This window comes from Phenylobacterium immobile (ATCC 35973) (assembly GCF_001375595.1).
Classification (GTDB): domain Bacteria; phylum Pseudomonadota; class Alphaproteobacteria; order Caulobacterales; family Caulobacteraceae; genus Phenylobacterium; species Phenylobacterium immobile.
The window spans coordinates 828,553-845,862 of record NZ_CVJQ01000001.1 but is presented as its reverse complement, the minus strand read 5'-3'; the positions used below and the strand labels follow the sequence as shown (position 1 = coordinate 845,862).

Here is a 17,310-nt window from a genome sequence, read left to right as displayed (position 1 = left end):
TGGCCAAGGGCCGTGGGCCTCCGTCGAGCTCCGGCGCGGTCCGCTGTTAGCTGTAGCATCCGTATAGCTACGTAGAGCGCGCACCGGAATTTCGATGCGCCCCATCGCTGACTATCACCTGAGCATCGAAGAACTCATGGCCAGCGGCCAGGAAGGACCAGCGCTATGTTCATCAGCGAGCCGTTAAAGGAGTCCGCCGGCCATGCCCGGGTCGCCGGATTCAGCAGCATCCTCACGCACGCAGAGCCTGGACTGCAGTCCAGCCACCGCATCGAAATCGCGGCCACCCTCGCGCGGTCATTGAATGCGCGCCTGATCGGCGTCGGCGCAGAGACCTTTGAGCCGGTGATGATGACAGACCCGATGGCCGGTCCGGCAGGCGATTGGATTTCGCTGCTGCAGGAGCAGGTCAACGCAGATCTCGCGCAGGCCGAGCATGCTTTCCGCAGGGACGCCGCCGGCGCCGACCTGGAGTGGAGATCATTCCAGGACTACCCCACCCGCGCTGTCGCGAGAGCGAGCCGCGCCGCTGACTTGATCGTGGCGAGCGCTCGGGCCCAAAACGGCGCAGTGCGCTCCGTCGACCCCGCCGAGCTGATCGTCGAGGCTGGCCGACCGGTGTTGATCGTGCCCAACGCCACTCGGCGGCTGCACGGAAAGACGGTCGTGATCGCCTGGAAAGACACGCGCGAGGCGCGCAGGGCCGTCGCCGACGCCATGCCGTTCCTGAAACAAGCGGACGATGTTGTCGTGCAGGCCATCTGCCCAAAGGATGGGAACGAAGCTGCGGTACTTGCCACCAATGACGTCGCCGCCGCATTGGGCCGTCACGGCGTCTGCGCGCGGGGCGCCATCATTCACGGCCGTGAACAGGATGTTCCGGAACTGCTGTGCGCCGCCGTCGAGGCGAACGGCGCCGATCTGATCGTGGCTGGCGCCTACGGCCACAGTCGCGCGAAGGAATGGATGTTGGGCGGGGTGACACGCGCGCTGCTACACGAGCCGCCCTGCTTCGTTCTGTTCAGCCACTGATCCACAATCAAACCATGGCGGGGGCCGAGCTGAGCTCGGCCCTTTCTTGTGCGCCTCAGAAAACGACCAAACGCTCAGACGACTGGCCGGACCGTGACATCGGTCTGCACCGACACCAGTCGGGGCGACCCAGGGCCTTTGGACAGATCGATAATCGAGATGAGCGCAGGGGTCGCCTTCAGGATAACGGCTGAGGCCTCGCGAGGGGCGAAGACGGCCTGCTCCGGATACCGGGCGTGCAGGCGTTGATTGAGCCGCTGGATCTCCTCGAAGCTCGTCACCTCAGCGATCCGTACGGCCATCGAGAGCCCCCGGATCTGGTTCGGTGCATCGCGGCCGATCGCGATCGAAGCCCGGGCGTCGTGGCTGAGGTTGGAAAACTTCTGGCTGCTTCTCGCCACCGCGAAATAGATCGCCAGGTCATCATTCACGTACCCGACCATCGTATTTTGCGGCCAGCCGTCGGGACGTAAAGTGGCCAGGCTCATCACCCTGTTCTCGTCGAGCAGGGCGAGGATCTCCGATTTAGGATCAGTTTCGTTCATGGTCGCCTCCAGCGCCAAGGCTAGAGGTTTGGCGAGCGTTGGTCGTTGATCCGCCGCAAAGCAGATCGCCGAGCTGGCCGGCGGCTTCCGCAAGGCGGAGGCTGCCCGTGGCCCCCTGGGGGGGGGCTAGCGACTGACCTCGGACGGCCCTTCGGATCGCACTATGTCCGCAGCCCAGAGCGGACCCCCGGATTGGTCTTGAAAACCCGCTTCATGAATTTCAAGACCTCCTTGTCGAGGTCGCGCCAGTTGATCTCAAACCAGTCGATCTCGGTGTGATGCCCATTTTCATCGACAGGACCGGGGAAGTCCCCACCCCACACGACGGCGATGTCCCGATCCTTGCCCGCGGCGAAGGTCATGTAGGGCGCAGGTTGACCTGCCGCATGATCGGATCGCCGGATCTCGAGCCGATAGCGCACACCCGCTTCGTCCTCTTCGCGGCGCACAAAACCATGGTGCCCCTCCGCCAGAGCCCGCTCGACGATACGGTCGAGGAGAGGATCGAGCTTCGTTCGCGCGTCCTTTTCGAAGTTGGCTTGGGCGCTTCGGCCACCGCCCTCTTCAGGTTCCGCAACGCGATAGTGTTCGATCGTGCGCTCGATATCCTTCCAAGCACCCGGATCATCGCTCACTTCCTGCGTCCGGTCAGAACTATCCCTTCGCGGCCCCGCAGTGTCGAGCAACCAGAGGCCGCCCAGGGCCATGAGCATGAACAGGATAAGTAACGCTATTCCTTGAAACGAATCCAAGAGATCCATTATCCAACTCCTCTAGGAAACCATATCATGGATTTTCCGCTCAAGAGAGCTTTGACTTTGCTCAAAATCAGTAGGGAATGTTTGAAATCGAGCATCGGGCCGGGCTGCGCGCTAGGTCGATCGCAGGGCGTGAGCCTCACGCCGACGCCGGAAGCGAGACTACCCATTGCCACGCTACGGCTTCGCACTGTTTCCACCGTGACGCTGTAATGCCTGCTGCTCGCATCCGGAGCGCTACTTAGGCGAAGCTCCGAAATGGCGTGTTCGACCTGCCGGCCGCCTTATCGCGATCATGGAGGACACCATGATCAACACGCCGCCGCTCGATATCCGGCCCGCCATCGTCGCCAAGACCAGCTACGCCCGCGCCTGTGAGCTCTATTTGAGAAGGACTGATCGCGGACTGCAATGGATCGACGATCCGGGCGGCGCTACGCGGTTCTCGTCGATGCATGACGCCGTGCGTACGGCGATGCGCCTTCCTGCGGAGACCAGGGCCTACGGTCTGCCCGCCGGCGCCGCGCCAAGCCGCCTGAGCCCGGAGCATCACTAGGACCATGGGCGGCGTCCCTGCGACTGCGCCTCGCGCACGGAACGCGGCGCAAATTGAATCGGCGACTTACCGCCTCGCAGCGCTGGATCCGGAGTTCCTCCTCAGCGATCACATGCGCGGCGTGCGCTTCTTGCTTGAGTTCGAGAAAGCGGAAGAAAGTCTCAAAGCAGCGCGGATCGCCTCAACGATCGTTGTGTTCGGCAGCGCGGCGACGCCCTCACAAGATCGTCGATACCGTCTGGCGCAGTCTTTCGCCGAGCTCGTGTCCCGCCGGGGCGGAGCACTCGCGCCAGCAGGACAGCCGCGTCAGAACGTGATCGCGACAGGCGGCGGCGGCGGAATAATGGAGGCGGCGAACCGAGGCGCATGGGATGCACGCGCGCCCTCCGTCGGCTTCAATATCAGCCTGCCGACCGCTCAAGAACCCAACGCCTACGTCACCCCCGCGCTTTGCTTCAACTTCCACTACTTCGCGATGCGCAAAATGCATTTCATGATGCGCGCCGCGGCGCTCGTCGTCTTTCCGGGAGGCTTTGGAACCCTTGACGAGTTGTTCGAGGTCCTAACCCTGCGGCAAACGAACAAGGCCCCGCCGATACCCGTTATTCTCGTCGACCAAGCCTATTGGCGATCGATCATCAATCTTGAGGGCCTGGTGGCCGCCGGCATGGTCAGGCCCGACGACCTTGAACTCATCCGGTTCGCCGACAGCCCCGAAACGATCTGGTCCGGGTTGATAGCGGGCGGGGTCGCGCCCTACGCCGCGCCGGCCTGGCGGAGGGCCGTTAGCCCGCACGCCCATGATGCACCGTGAAGGCGCCGCGGCTCGCGTTGAGCGACGTCTGCAGGCATTGGCCGGCGTCATCGCGCAGTGTAGCCCCCGTCGATCACGAGCTCTGATCCCGTGACGAACTTCGCTTCATCGGACGCCAGATAGACGCAACCCCAGGCGATGTCGTCCGGCTCACCCAGATGGCCTAGGGGATGAAGCTGCGCGACCAGGGGCTTGCCCGCGTCCACATCACCTTGTTCGGCAAGGAAACCTTCGACCATAGGTGTCCAGATGAAACCCGGGTGAACCGAGTTCACTCGGATCTTGTCCGCGGCGTACAACAGGGCGTCTGTCTTTGTCATCAGGCGGACCGCGCCCTTTGAAGCATGGTACGGCGGCACGTCCGCGGCGCTCACCAACCCGTAGATCGAGCTCAGGTTGATGATGCTGCCGCCGCCGGCGCGTCGCAGATGGCCGATCGCGTGCTTGGTGGCGAAAAACACGCCTTTCACGTTGATGTTCTGGACGAAATCCCACTCCGCCTCCGTCAGCTGGTCCGTCGGCTTATTGGCCCCGACCACCCCGGCGTTGTTGACGAGCACATCCAGATGACCAAAGCCGTCAACGACCTCATTGAGGACACGCGAGACGTCGGCCTCTATGGAAACGTTGAGGCGCCAGAACCGCGCCTGTGCGCCCTGAGAGCATATTTCGGTGGCCAGCGCCTGACCGTCCGCTTCATTGGTGTCGAGGATAGCCACCGCAGCGCCCTCCTCCGCCATTCGGATCGCCGTGGCCCGCCCGAGCCCGACGGCGGCCCCCGTGATCGCCGCGACCTTCCCAACGAGCCGGTCCATATGTTTTCTCCCGATGCTTCGAGGAGCACCCTCACCGGGTTGAGGGGTGGTGACCTTGAGCCGGGTCAACCCCGCGGGCTTGCTCGTGCGCGGCCAGGCCCTTGCGCACCGCCATCAGCAAAATCTCAGGCAGCAGGGGCTTCTCGAGGATCGGTGTTCCGTCTTCATACGCGGCCGCTCTCAGAGACAGCTCCGGATGGCTCGTGACGAGCGCCATGGGCAGCGCGACGCCACGACGGCGAAGAATTTTCAGAGTTTGGAGGCCGCTCAGGCCGGGCAGACGCTGATCGAGCACTATGAAGGCGTGGCGGTCGGGCAGCTCTCGCATGAGGAAGCTTTCCGCGGACGAATGGAGGTTCACGGCGAATCCCTGGAGCTCCAGCGCCAGCGCGAGCGAGCGGCGCACGGCCTCGTCGTCTTCGACGATGTAGACAGTGTTCGGCTCTTGCGGGGTGAGAGGGCTCATGCGGGTATGCTTCAGCCGTGCGAGGTCATCTCACCTTGAGGCAGGTCAAACGTCGTAGCCGGCCAAGACCGCCATCCGCACCAGCTCCGAGAGGTTATGGGCCTGGGTCTTGCTCATCACATTGGCCCGGTAAACCTCGACAGTCCGCGGGCTTATTCCCAGCTCGTAGGCGATCACTTTGTTCATCTTGCCCGTAATGACGCCGCCCAGCACTTCGCGCTCGCGTGGCGAGAGCGAGGCGTACATCTGATTGAACCGCTCGCGATCAGCCATGTGTCGATCCGCCTTGCCTTGGCTTTCTAGCGCGCCTCGCACCGAGCGAAGCAGGGCCTGATCGTCAAACGGCTTCTCAAGGAAGTCGAAGACGCCCGCGCGCATGGCCTCGACCGCCATAGCCACATCGCCGTGCCCGGTGATGACCACCACCGGTAGCGCGACGCCCTGATCGCGAAGCTTTGTCACGAGCTCCAATCCGCTCATTTGCGGCATTCTCACGTCGGTGACGATGCAGCCGCTTTTGATCGCGCCGACAATGTTGAGGAAATCCAAAGGCGAAGCATAGGTGCGGGCCGGCAGATCGTTCACCTCGAGCACGAAGCCCAACGAGGCCCTTATGGCGTCGTCGTCATCGATGAGATGCACCAGGGGCTCAGCCATGGTCGCCCGCCTCCTCAATTGGAACGCGAAGGGTGAAACGGAAGGTCGTTCCGCCGTCAGGATTGGCGTCCGCCCAGATGCGCCCGCCATGCGCCTCGACGATGGTCCGCGAGATCGACAGGCCGATCCCCAGGCCGTCGGCCTTGGTGGTCACAAAGGGCTGAAACAGCTGTTCGGCGGCATGAGCCGTGAGGCCGTGGCCGCTATCGCGCACAGCGACCTCGACCATTTCGTCATCAGCCGGCGTCGTCGAGAGCACGATCTCGCGACGGGAAGAGTTCGCCATGGCCTCGATGCCGTTTCGGATGAGGTTGAGGACGACTTGCTGCACCTGCACCTTGTCGGCCAAGACGATCGGGGCGCCCGGGTCGAACTCATATCGCAGCCGCACGCTCTGGTCCCTCGCTCCAACCATCGCCAGCGCGCCCGCCTCCTCGATGAGCTGCGGCAGGGCCTCTATCCGTCGCTCAGTTTCACCCTTGGCGACGAAGTCACGTAGCCGCCGGATCGTCTGGCCGGCCCGGAGCGCCTGATCCGCGCCTTGGCTGATCGCGTCGCGTAGTCGGGCGCGGTCTTGCGGCTCTCGATCCACCAGGACGAGGCTGCCCTTCATGAAGTTCACCGCCGCGGTGAGCGGCTGGTTCAGTTCGTGCGCCAGCGCAGAAGCCATTTCTCCCAAGGCGGATAATCGGGACACGTGGATGAGTTCGCCCTGCAAATCCTGCAGCCGCCGTTCGGCGTCCTGCCGCTCGCTGAGGTCGCGGACGAAGCCGGTAAAGAATCGCCGCTCGCCGGACTTCATCTCGCCCACGGAAAGCTCCATCGGAAAGGTTGTGCCATCCTTGCGCTCCCCGACAACGATGCGGCCTATGCCGATGATTTTGCGCTCGCCCGTCTGCTGATAGCGCCGGAGATAGCTGTCGTGCGCATCGCGGTAGGGATTTGGCATCAGGAAGCTGACATTGCGGCCGATGGCTTCGAGCGCGCTCCAGCCGAATTGGCGCTCCGCCGCGGCGCTGAAGGACTGGATAAGGCCATGGTCGTCGATGACGACCATGGCGTCGGGAACGGTGGCGAGGATGGATTCCAGATGCGCCTCGCGCGCGCCCATCTCCGAAGCGCTGTTGCGCATTTTCGAGCCGGCGATGCCGATCGCCACAACGAGCGCCGCAAACACGGCGCAGCGCACGAGCGCCTCCGGTTCGGCGAGGGCGTCCAGGCCGATCAACAGTGTGCTGGACAGCAGCCCCAGGGCGCCTGCGACTAAGGTTGGGCGGATGCCACCCATCCATGCGCTCGCCAAGAGCGCGGGTACGAATAGCAAGAAGACGAGGCTGTCGTGGAAGATCGGCGCCAACGCCAGGCGGAACAGCAGGCACAGGGCCGTCGCGATGACGGCGACGCCATAGGCGCGCAGCTCATCCCGCTCAAAGCCTCGCCCCCGCGTAAACCGCACGTCCGCGCTCTCCGCCCCTAGGCCGACCTCCTTATCACTCGTGGTCGAAATAATGAACGGACCTCCGCCGTGCGGGGAGGCCGCGCAAATAAATGACGAGGTCGCGGGCCTGCTGGGGCGAGATGGCGATCGACGGCATGGCGCCCAGACCATGCGCCGCAATGTGGTCGAACCTGTTGATCAGCGCCTCGCTGTCCAAGCCCGCTAAGGACGTGAATGGCGGTCCGATGTCAGGCGGGCCGTCGTCGGCTGTCACATTATGGCAGCCCCCGCAATTCTTCTTGGCGAACTGCTGCCCGGGCGATGTCTCTGCGATGAAAGGATCGGGCCGGCGCGCGATCGGCGCCAACTGTTGCTTAGAGCCGGCGCCTCCAAGGCTGGCAGCCAGCAGGACTAGCGCCAATCGTCCAACGACGTGGCGCAAATCAGGCCGCCATGGCTTCAAGCGCGGTCCATCTCCGCACGTGGAACCGACGAATGGAGGGAAATTCCAGGATCGCTTCGCCCTGCAACTGGGTGATCATGCGCGAGACGGTTTCGATCGTCAGTCCAAGGTAGTCGGCCATGTCCTGGCGCGTCATCGGCAGATCAATCTCATCTCCGCCGGCCCTATGCGCCTGCCCAAGCAAAAAGTTAGCCACGCGCTCAAGGGCGCTTCGCCGCCCCAAGAGGACGACATGGTCCTGTAAGCGATCCACCTCCCCGGTCGTCGCCTTGAGGATCGCGCGGTCAACCTCCGCGTCGCCGGCATAGGCGCGCACCGCGCCGAACCGCACCGCCTGCAGTTCGCAGTCCGTCAGCGCTTCAGCGCCGAACCGATGAACGCCCCCCTGCTCGAGACCGATCAGGTCCCCTGGATAGTAGAACGCACCGATCAGGCGGCGACCGTCTGCGGTCAGACAGGTCGTCCGGACAACACCCTTGACGATCCGATACAGGCGCTCCGCCAGATCGCCTTGCCCGTAGATTTCCGCCTCCCGGGGCACGCGGATTCTCGTGGCCAGACGATCCATGGCGGCTTCGAGCGTATGGGTCGTCGGTGCGTCGGGCTCATTCAAGCTGGGCATCGCAGGTCTCCGGCTTCGGTGACCTGACGAATAGGATCAATGGCGGCGGCCTAGAATTTCGGTCCGTCCTCTACGTAGTGATACGGAGGCGCCTGAAGCCTGCCTGCACAACCGCCGAAGGCCTTGATCACGCTCAATAAAATCTTCGCCACCCTATGCTTGAACAATACGTCAACGAGGAGACGACCATGAACAGGCAAAAGATTCATCGAATTGAGCGCAAGATCCGTCGATCGACCACGGCTTTACAGCGCTCTGCGCAAGACACGCTTGAGGACCTGAGCGATGGAGCGAGCGCCTTCGTCGATGCCGCGACACAGGCTCCGGCTTTCATCAAACGAACCTACGTCGATGCGTGCGCGCGAACCTGTAGGGTTACGGCGCAAGTGGCCGGTGTCGCGAAGCAGCGCCCTTATCTCCTGGCCGTGGCGGCTGTCGGCGCCTGCGCCGCGCTGTTCCTTGCTCAACGTCGCAGAAGGTCGACGTAGCGCCCGGAAGCAAGGCTGGCCGAGTCGTCCGCTATCGAAGGCTCGTACGCGGGCGCATGGTGCTCGTCAGCGTGAACGGCGACGAACACCGCCGGCGGGGCGCTGCGCCGCCCGGTGATCTGCGCCCCAAACTAAGGAACTCTGATGAACAAGACCTCCCCCGAAGCGCCGGATTCTGCGGCGCACCCGCACGGCCAGGTGGTGGATCGTCTGGGCGGAGCGAAGCGAGGCGGTCTTAGCCATTCGGATTCACGCCCCGCTCTGGTTCGCGATCCGAACGCGGCTTTCGATGAAAAGCTCACCTTCGGCCAGAGATTGGCCGATCAGGTCGCCGTCTTTGGCGGATCCTGGGGTTTCATCATCGCCTTTGGATGTTGGCTGGTTCTCTGGACGGCGCTCAACCTTGTCTTAGGCCCGCGGGCCTTTGATCCCTATCCCTTCATCTTCCTCAACTTGATGTTGTCGATGCTCGCCGCGATCCAGGCGCCTGTCATCATGATGAGCCAGAACCGGCAGGCGCTTAAGGATCGCTCCGACGCCTCGCACGACTATCAGGTCAATCTGAAGGCTGAGATCGAGATCATGGCGCTGCATGACAAGCTGGATCAACTCCGGACCGAACAGTTGGAGGCGATGATCGCTTCGCAGCAGGAGCAAATCCGGATGCTGACGCTTCTGATCCAGGCGTCGAGCCTCGACGATGTCGGCGGCGCAAAGAAGCGCCCGACCTGAGGCCGGGCGCGAGGGTCAGCCGAGGCTGATGACGACCTGTTGCGCGCGCCTAGGCTGGCGTAAGCGGCGTGCGGACGTGGTCGCGCTTCAGGGCCGCCCAGTTCTCGGCGTCCATCCAGTCGGCCCAGGCGCGATAGGTCCAGAACTGGCCATGCTCGTTAATCGCGGCGTCGATGAAGGTTGGCCCGCCGTCGATTGACTGAGGCGCTCCATGTCCCAGGTTCATGCCGAAATGCAGAGGGAAGCGACGCGCCACGACGCCGTGGGTCTGGCGCGTGCTCTGGTCCCAGTTCTCGCCATCGTCTTGCTCCAGCATGCCCGCCGGCCCGAAGGTGTGGTTGGCCCGGAAGACGCGGGCGCGCCGTTGCTCCTCGGTCAGGTTCTTGTCGACGATGGTGAACCACCAGATTTCGGTGGTGGTCGGCCCCTTGGGCAGGCGAAGGGACAGCTGGGTGCCGTTCGAGGCGATCCACAGGTTCGGGAATATGTTCGGATGGCCGCGAACGTCAGCGCCCGCGGCGCCAAGCGCAGCCTTGGCGGCAGGCTTATCGCGCCAGCGTTCATCGAGGGTTACGTCAGGGTCATCACCCGCCGCCGCCATCATCGCTCGCAGTTCCGGGGTGATGCGGGGTCCGCCGATGGCGTGACCATAGTCGCCCAGCAGAACGCGGTGCGCATGCGGATCTGAAGTCCCTGGCCCAGTGCGTTCTGCGATCGTCGGCGGCAGATTCCGTCCGCGGCCGAAGCCGGTCATCATCGCCGAGGCGTGGCTGATGCCCACGTGATACCAGTCGAAGAGATTATCAACAGCGAGCTTCCAGTTGCAGCCGATCTGGCTCTTCTGGATTCCCTCGACGACGACCTCGTCACCGCGCTCGGCGACCAGGTCCAGGCCCAGGCGGCCGACCGGCCCCAGGTAGTCCTCGAGATCGGGCGCCTCCGGATCCATCGTCGCGAAGACGAAGCCCTTATAGCTTTGGACCTTTCCGGCCGGAATGAGGCCCCACTCCTCCTTGTTCAACTGCTCATGATAGAAGTCTTTGTATCCGGGCACGCCGATAAGCTTGCCGTCCAGGCCAAACGTCCAGCCGTGGTAGGTGCACAGGAACGAGCGCGCGTTGCCGCTCTCCGCTCGGCAGACCGCATTGCCGCGATGGCGACACGAGTTCAGGAGGACCTGCAACTCACCCTTCTTGTCGCGGGTCGCGATGACCGATTCCTCGCCGATGAACGTGAGGAAGAAATCCCCCACCTTCGGAATCTGGCTCTCGTGGCACATGAAGTTCCAGGCGCGCGCGAAGATGCGCTCCATCTCCATGTCGTAGACGGCCTGGTCCGAAAAAATGACCCGGTCGACGGTCCCGTCACTGACGTGGACGTAATCGTGAAAGGGTTTATTTGCGCCCTGCAGCATCCGTAGCTCCATCGTTGGAAGGCAGACTCCTTCGAACGGCTAGGATCAACGGGCTGATCGGGTCTGCCCTGATCTGGATCAAATCCGGCGTCGGTGAAACACACCAGCGAGGTTCGCACTTTGATCGGCGACAATGCCGCTGCGCCCGTGCCGGTTAAGCTCTTTGGATGGATGACACACCGCCACGCAAGACGCCGACGTCACAGTTTGCTGAGACAGCACGAACGCGGCATCGAGGCTTGATTGGACGCGGAGAGTGGGCGGCGATGATCGCCCTGCTGATCCTTATCATTGCGCTCGGACTACTGGCGTCAGGTTGCGCCGAAATTCCTGCAAACCCAGCGATCAGCGCGCCTCTGACCCCGGCGGCCGAGCGCGGTAGAATGTTGTCTGAACGCGCCTGTTCGGCGTGCCACGCCGTTGGGCTTTCGGCTCAGAGTCCCTGGCAAGGCGCCCCTGCGTTCCGCAATATCCGAATGAGCTTTACGACGATCAGCCGCCAGCGCCGGCTGGCTGAACTGACGCGGACCCACGTCGGCATGCCGCCCATGGAAGTCAGCCTCGACGACATGCAGGACATACTCACTTACATCGAGGGCCTGCGGGAAACGGCAGACCGTCAGCCGACCAAGGAAAGCCTCGGCGAGCCACATGAGTAAGGACGATCCCAAGCCCGCAAAATGACGACCCGCGGGGTCCGGACACGGGTCTTCAGCGCAGTACGGCGATTACCGATCCAGGCTCGATGACGTCGCCGATCACGCTCATGTGGTGCAGCACGCCGCCGCCAGGCGCCGTCACCTCGTGCAGTTGGTCCTCGATGCGGACTTCGGCGATCGCGTCGCCAAGCATGACGGCGTCGCCATCCTCCACACGCCAAGCCTCCAGCACGCCCTCAGGAAAGACGCGGCTCGACCAAAGGTCTTCGCTCAAAGTGACGTTCATAGAACCCTCTTTCCACGATGCGTTTTCTATCCGGCGCGGCGGCTCCAGGTCTTTGATCTTGGTCAATGGCGGCTCTCCGCGGGCGCGATTTGATCCCGATCAAATCCTCGATCGCCGAAAGGGCGCGTGCTCGCAGTCATGAGGAAGCCCGCGCAGATCCGCCATGACATCCCTGCGGAGGGCGACGCCGCGCATGTCGCTCCCGAGGCGAACTTCGTGCGTCTCTTGCGAGCGTTCTGGGCCGATGACGCAAGTATGGCGGCGCATTGGCCCGTGACGCGCGGGTTCGAGATCCTCCGGCGCAGCGCCTTGCCGCTTTTCGCGAGACGCCGCGGCTGAGAGGCCGTGGCGGACCCAGGAGAGTGTCCGCTTTCCAAGTGCGCCGCGGGCAGTGCGCCGCCAGCGCCTCCGTATCGGCCCTTAGGTCATACGCCCGAATGTTGGCGGGCCCACCGATGCGCCATTCCTCTCGCCGTAGAGAGGAGATCGCAATGACCGCTCAAGACCTGTTCCTCGGCTTGGTGATTATTGTCTATGCCGCGTTCATCATTACGCTTGGTGGCGTGAGCCTCTGGGTGAATCTGTCTGGCGACAAGCGCTCATAGCGTCGTCGCCGAGCCAGGCGTCTGTCTCGAACTCAGGCGCATCGCCACCACGGCCAACGCCGCTTGGCCGTGACCCGCGTCCTATCTGAGCGCATAGGTCACCGTGGTCACGACGCGCAGGCGCTTGGCGACGGAGGCGTCCGGGCCGTCTTCTGGCGAGGCGTCGCGCTCGATGATCTCGAAAGACCCTTGGGTGGCCGACGTGATGCCGCCGAGCTTGGAGCCGGAGTCAGCCGCGAACTGCGCGGCGCCTGTCCGCGCGCTCGCAGTCGCTTCCTTGATCATCGCCGGGCGCACATCATTCAGTTTGGTGAAGCGGTAGCTTGCTCCACGGAAGTCCTGCAGGACGACCCCCTCACGGACCAGGGCGGCAAGGGCGCGCGTGGCGCCCTGCACGCGGTCGACGTCGCCGGAGCGCACCACCACGCTCTGGGTGAGGATAAAGCGGGCGCGAACGTTCTGAACGCCGTACTCACGCGCGTTGTTGTCGATCACCTGTAGCCGGCCAATGTCGATGTCGGCCGGCTGGAAGCCCTGCTGGCGCAGGACCCTTTGGACCTTGACCACATCGCCGTCGATCGCGCCCTGCGTCGCGGCCAGGTCGTCGCCGGACTGAGCAAATTTCAGAGGCAGGATGGCCAGGTCGGATTTGGCGTCGCGCTCGGCCAGGCCCCGGACCGTGACCCCACGCGCGCCGGTCCGCACGTCCACCAATCCCTTGGCGATCAGGCCGCCGCCGATCGCCAGGCCCACCGCGATGGCGACGCCGGCGGCGATCGTCGCGTTCCGATCGTTCATTTGCGCCTCACACTTCTCAAAAACCGAACGGTTGCTCTAATTAAGGCGTTGCATCCGGTCGCGTCCGGGCCGAGATTTCACACTTAAGGATCGGGCGAGGAAACATTGGAGGTTGGCGCATGCTCTACGAGAACGGCAAGCCGTTTCACGACTATGTCGACGCAGACAAGGGTCTCGTCGACCGGGTGATTTTCTCAGACCAGGCGATCTACGAGCTGGAGCTGGAGCGCATCTTCGCCCGTGCCTGGAACTTCATGTGCCACGAAAGTCAGATCCCGAAGGCCGGCGACTTCTTCCTCAGCTTCATCGGCGAAGAGTCGGTCATCGCGACCCGCGACAAGAAGGGCGAGCTTCAGGTCCTGCTGAACAGCTGCCGCCACCGCGGCAACGCCGTCTGCCGGGCGGAGGAGGGTAATGCGCGCTCGTTCCTCTGCACCTACCACGGCTGGACCTACGGCCTTGACGGCCAGCTGATCGGCGTGCCGGGCTACAAGGACTTTTACCACGAGCAGCTCGACAAGAGCCAATGGGGACTCGTGAAGGCCAAGGTCGCTTCCTATAAGGGCTTCGTCTTCGCGACGATGGACCCCGAAGCCGTCGACCTGGACGAATATCTCGGTCCCGTTGGGCGGATGAGCATCGACCTCCTGGCGGCGCAGGGCCCACTGAAAATGGTGGCCGGCGTCCAGAAGAATATCATCGGCTGCAACTGGAAGTTGGCCGTCGATAATCTGTTTGACTACTATCACGTGGGCATCAGCCACGCCTCGGCCTTCATGTCGAATTTCCGGGCGCGGGATCCGGAAGCGCCGCCAGCGCCGCCCCGCTTCTCTTTCGGAAAGCACCGCGTCTGGCTGGGCGACTATGGCCACGCCATCGGCGGCCCGCGCATTCCAACGGACGAGATGGCCAACATCATCGCACACGACAATCCGAACCTGGACGAGACCTGGCGCCACCGCGACGACGCCCGCGCGATCCTGGGCGACCAGGCCATTGAGAGCGTTGGGCACCCCAATATCTTCCCGAACCTGTGGGTCACCGAGGCCAACCAGATCTCGCTTCGCCTCCCGAAAGGTCCAACGGGTTGCGAAATCTGGTGGTTCACCCTGGTCCCGGAAGGCCTGGATGAGAAGCAGCACGAGGAAGCTATTCGCGGCGCCAACCACCAGTTCGGCCCCTCCGGCTTCCTTGAGCAGGACGACGGCGAGAACTGGGACCAATCGACGCGGCAGACCATGGGCGTCGTCGCCCGGCGCTATCCGCTGAACTTCTCGATGAATCTAAAGCACGGCGAAGTCATCACGCCGGCGGATGGCGGCGCGCCCTACGTCGACACGGCGATCAACGAGCACGCCCAGCTGTGGACCTACCGCGCCTGGGCCGACTGGATGGACGCCGAAAGCTGGGCGGCTCTGAAGGCGTCGCGAACGCCGGTGCCATCCGATCGGCTCTAAGGCGACTAGTCCGCCCCTAGCTGCAGCGTATTGGGTTGGCGACGCTCGATGGCGTATTTCAGCAGCGCGGCCGAGCGGAAGACGCCATGAGCGAACTTGCCGTAGGGCAGGGTCAGGAACAGCGCCATGACCACGCCCAGGTGCACGGCCAGAAGCAGGGCCATGGCCCCGGTGTCGCGCCAGGCCAGCAGCGCCAAACCGGTTACGCTGACGAAGAACAGCAGAGCGATGAATCCCAGGTCCATCGGCTTCTGAGCGAGGTCGCCCTGCAGGGGATGACGTCGCAGGTTCAACCAGAAGAGGCCTGCAGGACCTGCGAGCAAGCCCAGGCCCCCTGCGATCCCCAGCAATACCGGGACGCTCAGGACGGGGTAGGGCGCGTGGCGACCCAGCAGGTAGTGATAGGCTGTCGCCACGCTGGTGGCGGCGAAGCACAGCATGAAGCCGTAGAAGGTCAGGTGGTGGAAACGACGCCGCAAAAGGCTGAAGGCGTCGTCCTCATCGTTGCAGCCCTCGCCATGGCCGCCGCCAAGGTAGCGTAACCGCAGCGCGCTGGAGGCCGCCTCCCCGGCCGCTTCGGCGGCCTGGCCTGTAGGCGGAGCGCCAGGATCGACATCGCGCCAAAACCGCCGGACGCCGAGACCGAGCGCCAGGATCGCAAACGCGAAAGCGCCGCCGAACATCACGACCAGAAGGTTGTGCGGGAAGATCGCATAGAAATTTCCGGCCATCGGCTCGTGCCAGAGCCCGCCCGTCAAGGCGACGGCCAGCACGAGGAACAGCGCGAGCCCGCCGGCCAGCGCCAGGGCCAGGGTCAGGCCGTTGCGCCGGTAAAGCGCGCCCATCTGCGGCGGCCAGGCGTAGTCATGGTAGGTCTCGCCCCGAACCACCGCCATGGCTTTGGGCACATTCACCCCGAACTCGTGCGGGGGCGCATACTGGCAGGCGTGCAGGCAGGCCCCGCAGTTGTGACAGAGATTCGCCAGGTAGTTGACGTCGGGCTTCTCGAATTCCAGCCGGCGGGTCATCGCCGGAAAGACAGCGCAGAACCCTTCGCAGTAGCGGCACGCGTTGCATATTTGCAGGACGCGGGCGACCTCTTGCTCCCCCGCCGACATTGGCCGCGGCGGCGGCCGGTTCGAGATTACCCGATGGGTCACCACGAGTTCATCGGTTGGCGGCAAAGTCGGCCTCCTCGGCGAAGGTGGGATGGGCCAGCCCCAGGGCTTTGGCGGCGCTGACGCCGGCGATGCGGCCGAAGGCCGTGCCGATGCTCATGCCGACGCCGGCCGTGTAACCCTGCCCCAGGACGTTGCCGGCCATCATCTCGCCGGCGACGAACAGGTTCTCACTGGGCTCGCCGGCGAACCGCACGGCGGTCGTCTCGTCCACTCGCATGCCGAGGTAGGTGAAGGTGATGCCGGGACGCAGGGGGTAGGCGTAGAAGGGCGCCGTGTCGATCGGGATGGCCCAGTGTGTCTTGGCCGGGCTGATCCCCTCGGTGACGCAATCGTCGAGGGTCGTGTGGTCGAACGTTCCAGGACGGCAGGCGGCGTTATAGTCGCCCAGCGTCTGCTCGAACGCCGCGACGTCGAGGCCGATTTTTTGGGCCAGCGCCGGCAGGCTGTCCGCTTGAGTTCCATCGAACACCGGCGGCATGAAGCGTCCCACGGCCTTTCGGTCAGTGATCGACCAGGCGATCTGACCCGGCTGATGGGCGACCAGCCGACCCCAGATGGCGTATCGCTTGGGCCAGAAGTCCTCGCCCTCGTCGTAGAACCGTTGGGCGTCGCGATTGACCACGACGCCTAAGGAGACGCAGTCGATTCGTGTGCAGATGCCGCCGTCATAGAGCGGGGCGCGGGCGTCGATGGCCACGCAGTGGGCCTGGGTCGGATCGCCAATGTGATCCGCGCCAGCGTCCAGCATGAACTTCAGAAGAACGCCTCGATTGTAGCGTGTGCCGCGGACCAGGAAGTTTTCAGCCGGCCATTCGCCGCGCTCATTCTGGCCCCAGGCCTCGCGTTGCCACTCCAGATTCGACTCGAAGCCGCCGCAGGCCATGACGCAGGTCTTTGCGGCGATCCGCTCTCCGGCCTCGGTGATGGCGGCGACGAACCGCGGCCCGTCCAACTCCAGCCGGCTGATGGGCGTATCGTAACGCACCTTCACGCCCATCGCCTGGGCGCTGCGGTAATAGGCGTTCACCAGCGCTTTGCCGCCGCCCATGAAGAAGGCGTTGGTCCGGGCCACGTGGAGCGCGCCCGAAAGGGGCGGCTGGAAGTGAACGCCGTGCCGGCGCATCCAGTCTCGGCACACCGCCGAGGCGCGGATCACCCGACGGGCCAAGCCCTCATTCGTCAGGCCGCCCGTAACCTTCAGCAGGTCCTGCCAATATTCCTCTTCGCTGTAGGCCTCGATGAGCACGTCCTGCGGCGCGTCGTGCATGCAGCGCAGATTGCGGACATGGACGGAGTTCCCTCCGCGCCACTCGAAGGGCGCCGACTCCACAAGCAGCACCGAGGCGCCCGCTTCGCGCGCCATCAAGGCGGCGCACAGGGCGGCGTTGCCCCCGCCAATAACCAGGACGTCGATCTCAGAATCGCTCGCGGGACTTGCGCTCATCGGGCCATCTAAGAAGGTCAGCCGCCACTGTGAAGCCGCTTCGGCAGGATGAAGCCATCACGATCCGTGATATTGAATGG

At 64.1% G+C, this 17,310-nt stretch carries 20 protein-coding genes; 7 read left to right on the top strand and 13 right to left on the bottom strand.

All coding sequences use genetic code 11. From position 1 onward, the window contains the following. Window positions 1-165: 165 nt before the first annotated feature. Window positions 166-1,032 carry a universal stress protein gene (locus BN1313_RS04260; RefSeq protein WP_245620086.1) on the top strand — a complete coding sequence of 289 codons (867 nt, stop codon included), beginning with the start codon at window positions 166-168 and terminating at the stop codon, window positions 1,030-1,032. Between the two features lie 74 nt (window positions 1,033-1,106). Here BN1313_RS04260 and BN1313_RS04255 read toward each other — a convergent pair whose 3' ends face one another. Beyond that, window positions 1,107-1,577: a pyridoxamine 5'-phosphate oxidase family protein gene (locus tag BN1313_RS04255; protein WP_141653068.1), complete on the bottom strand. Its 471-nt coding sequence runs from the start codon at window positions 1,575-1,577 to the stop codon at window positions 1,107-1,109. 161 nt (window positions 1,578-1,738) lie between these two features. Further along, window positions 1,739-2,338 carry a hypothetical protein gene (locus tag BN1313_RS04250; protein ID WP_141653067.1) on the bottom strand — a complete coding sequence of 200 codons (600 nt, stop codon included), beginning with the start codon at window positions 2,336-2,338 and terminating at the stop codon, window positions 1,739-1,741. A 304-nt stretch (window positions 2,339-2,642) separates the two neighbouring features. Here BN1313_RS04250 and BN1313_RS04245 point away from each other — a divergent pair, with 304 nt between their 5' ends. Together BN1313_RS04245 and BN1313_RS04240 are read left to right on the top strand one after the other, a co-directional pair. Then, the gene (locus BN1313_RS04245; protein ID WP_091736914.1) at window positions 2,643-2,891 is read left to right on the top strand and encodes a hypothetical protein; all 249 of its coding nucleotides are present in this window, start codon (window positions 2,643-2,645) and stop codon (window positions 2,889-2,891) included. Window positions 2,892-2,895: 4 nt separating this feature from the next. Next, complete coding sequence (locus BN1313_RS04240) at window positions 2,896-3,705, top strand: LOG family protein (RefSeq protein WP_091736912.1); 810 nt, start codon at window positions 2,896-2,898, stop codon at window positions 3,703-3,705. Window positions 3,706-3,752: 47 nt separating this feature from the next. On the opposite strand, the gene BN1313_RS04235 is transcribed toward BN1313_RS04240, so the two are convergent. The 6 genes from BN1313_RS04235 to BN1313_RS04210 are packed head-to-tail and all read right to left on the bottom strand — an operon-like array spanning window position 3,753 to window position 8,166. Beyond that, window positions 3,753-4,589 carry an SDR family NAD(P)-dependent oxidoreductase gene (locus BN1313_RS04235; RefSeq protein WP_245620085.1) on the bottom strand — a complete coding sequence of 279 codons (837 nt, stop codon included), beginning with the start codon at window positions 4,587-4,589 and terminating at the stop codon, window positions 3,753-3,755. Next, the gene (locus tag BN1313_RS04230; protein ID WP_091736907.1) at window positions 4,552-4,986 is read right to left on the bottom strand and encodes a response regulator transcription factor; all 435 of its coding nucleotides are present in this window, start codon (window positions 4,984-4,986) and stop codon (window positions 4,552-4,554) included. The genes BN1313_RS04235 and BN1313_RS04230 overlap by 38 nt, the downstream gene beginning before the upstream one ends. Window positions 4,987-5,031: 45 nt before the next feature. Then, complete coding sequence (fixJ, locus tag BN1313_RS04225; protein WP_091736906.1) at window positions 5,032-5,643, bottom strand: response regulator FixJ; 612 nt, start codon at window positions 5,641-5,643, stop codon at window positions 5,032-5,034. Continuing rightward, window positions 5,636-7,099, bottom strand: coding sequence for a PAS domain S-box protein (locus tag BN1313_RS04220; protein WP_245620084.1), 1,464 nt, complete (start codon window positions 7,097-7,099; stop codon window positions 5,636-5,638). Before BN1313_RS04220 ends, fixJ begins: the two co-directional genes overlap by 8 nt. A gap of 34 nt (window positions 7,100-7,133) precedes the next feature. Next, entirely contained in the window at window positions 7,134-7,523 is a 390-nt protein-coding gene (locus BN1313_RS04215; protein WP_218054306.1) for a c-type cytochrome, read from the bottom strand. Between the two features lies 1 nt (window position 7,524). Continuing rightward, window positions 7,525-8,166: a helix-turn-helix domain-containing protein gene (locus BN1313_RS04210; RefSeq protein ID WP_091736901.1), complete on the bottom strand. Its 642-nt coding sequence runs from the start codon at window positions 8,164-8,166 to the stop codon at window positions 7,525-7,527. 155 nt (window positions 8,167-8,321) lie between these two features. On the opposite strand from BN1313_RS04210, the gene BN1313_RS04205 reads away from it, so the two are divergent. After that, window positions 8,322-8,654, top strand: a complete 333-nt coding sequence (locus BN1313_RS04205) for a hypothetical protein (RefSeq protein ID WP_091736899.1) — start codon at window positions 8,322-8,324, stop codon at window positions 8,652-8,654. Window positions 8,655-8,798: 144 nt separating this feature from the next. After that, on the top strand, window positions 8,799-9,386 hold the full coding sequence (locus BN1313_RS04200) for a DUF1003 domain-containing protein (protein WP_091736897.1): 588 nt from the start codon (window positions 8,799-8,801) through the stop codon (window positions 9,384-9,386). A 49-nt stretch (window positions 9,387-9,435) separates the two neighbouring features. Here the strand turns inward: BN1313_RS04200 and BN1313_RS04195 are convergent, their stop codons facing one another. Continuing rightward, window positions 9,436-10,800, bottom strand: a complete 1,365-nt coding sequence (locus tag BN1313_RS04195; protein WP_176695882.1) for an aromatic ring-hydroxylating oxygenase subunit alpha — start codon at window positions 10,798-10,800, stop codon at window positions 9,436-9,438. Window positions 10,801-11,066: 266 nt separating this feature from the next. Between BN1313_RS04195 and BN1313_RS16255 the strand changes: the two genes are divergently transcribed. Then, window positions 11,067-11,459, top strand: a complete 393-nt coding sequence (locus BN1313_RS16255; RefSeq protein WP_141653066.1) for a c-type cytochrome — start codon at window positions 11,067-11,069, stop codon at window positions 11,457-11,459. Between the two features lie 52 nt (window positions 11,460-11,511). Here the strand turns inward: BN1313_RS16255 and BN1313_RS04185 are convergent, their stop codons facing one another. Together BN1313_RS04185 and BN1313_RS04175 are read right to left on the bottom strand one after the other, a co-directional pair. Continuing rightward, window positions 11,512-11,745: a lipoyl domain-containing protein gene (locus tag BN1313_RS04185; protein ID WP_091742298.1), complete on the bottom strand. Its 234-nt coding sequence runs from the start codon at window positions 11,743-11,745 to the stop codon at window positions 11,512-11,514. 686 nt (window positions 11,746-12,431) lie between these two features. Beyond that, window positions 12,432-13,148, bottom strand: a complete 717-nt coding sequence (locus BN1313_RS04175; protein ID WP_091736881.1) for an SIMPL domain-containing protein — start codon at window positions 13,146-13,148, stop codon at window positions 12,432-12,434. 119 nt (window positions 13,149-13,267) lie between these two features. Between BN1313_RS04175 and BN1313_RS04170 the strand changes: the two genes are divergently transcribed. Further along, window positions 13,268-14,605, top strand: a complete 1,338-nt coding sequence (locus BN1313_RS04170; RefSeq protein WP_091736878.1) for an aromatic ring-hydroxylating oxygenase subunit alpha — start codon at window positions 13,268-13,270, stop codon at window positions 14,603-14,605. Between the two features lie 5 nt (window positions 14,606-14,610). Here BN1313_RS04170 and tcuB read toward each other — a convergent pair whose 3' ends face one another. Together tcuB and tcuA are read right to left on the bottom strand one after the other, a co-directional pair. Next, window positions 14,611-15,789 (bottom strand): tricarballylate utilization 4Fe-4S protein TcuB, encoded by a 1,179-nt coding sequence (gene tcuB, locus BN1313_RS04165; RefSeq protein WP_281176461.1) that lies wholly within the window; start codon window positions 15,787-15,789, stop codon window positions 14,611-14,613. Next, on the bottom strand, window positions 15,773-17,230 hold the full coding sequence (gene tcuA, locus BN1313_RS04160; protein WP_091736875.1) for an FAD-dependent tricarballylate dehydrogenase TcuA: 1,458 nt from the start codon (window positions 17,228-17,230) through the stop codon (window positions 15,773-15,775). Before tcuA ends, tcuB begins: the two co-directional genes overlap by 17 nt. Window positions 17,231-17,310: the final 80 nt, after the last annotated feature.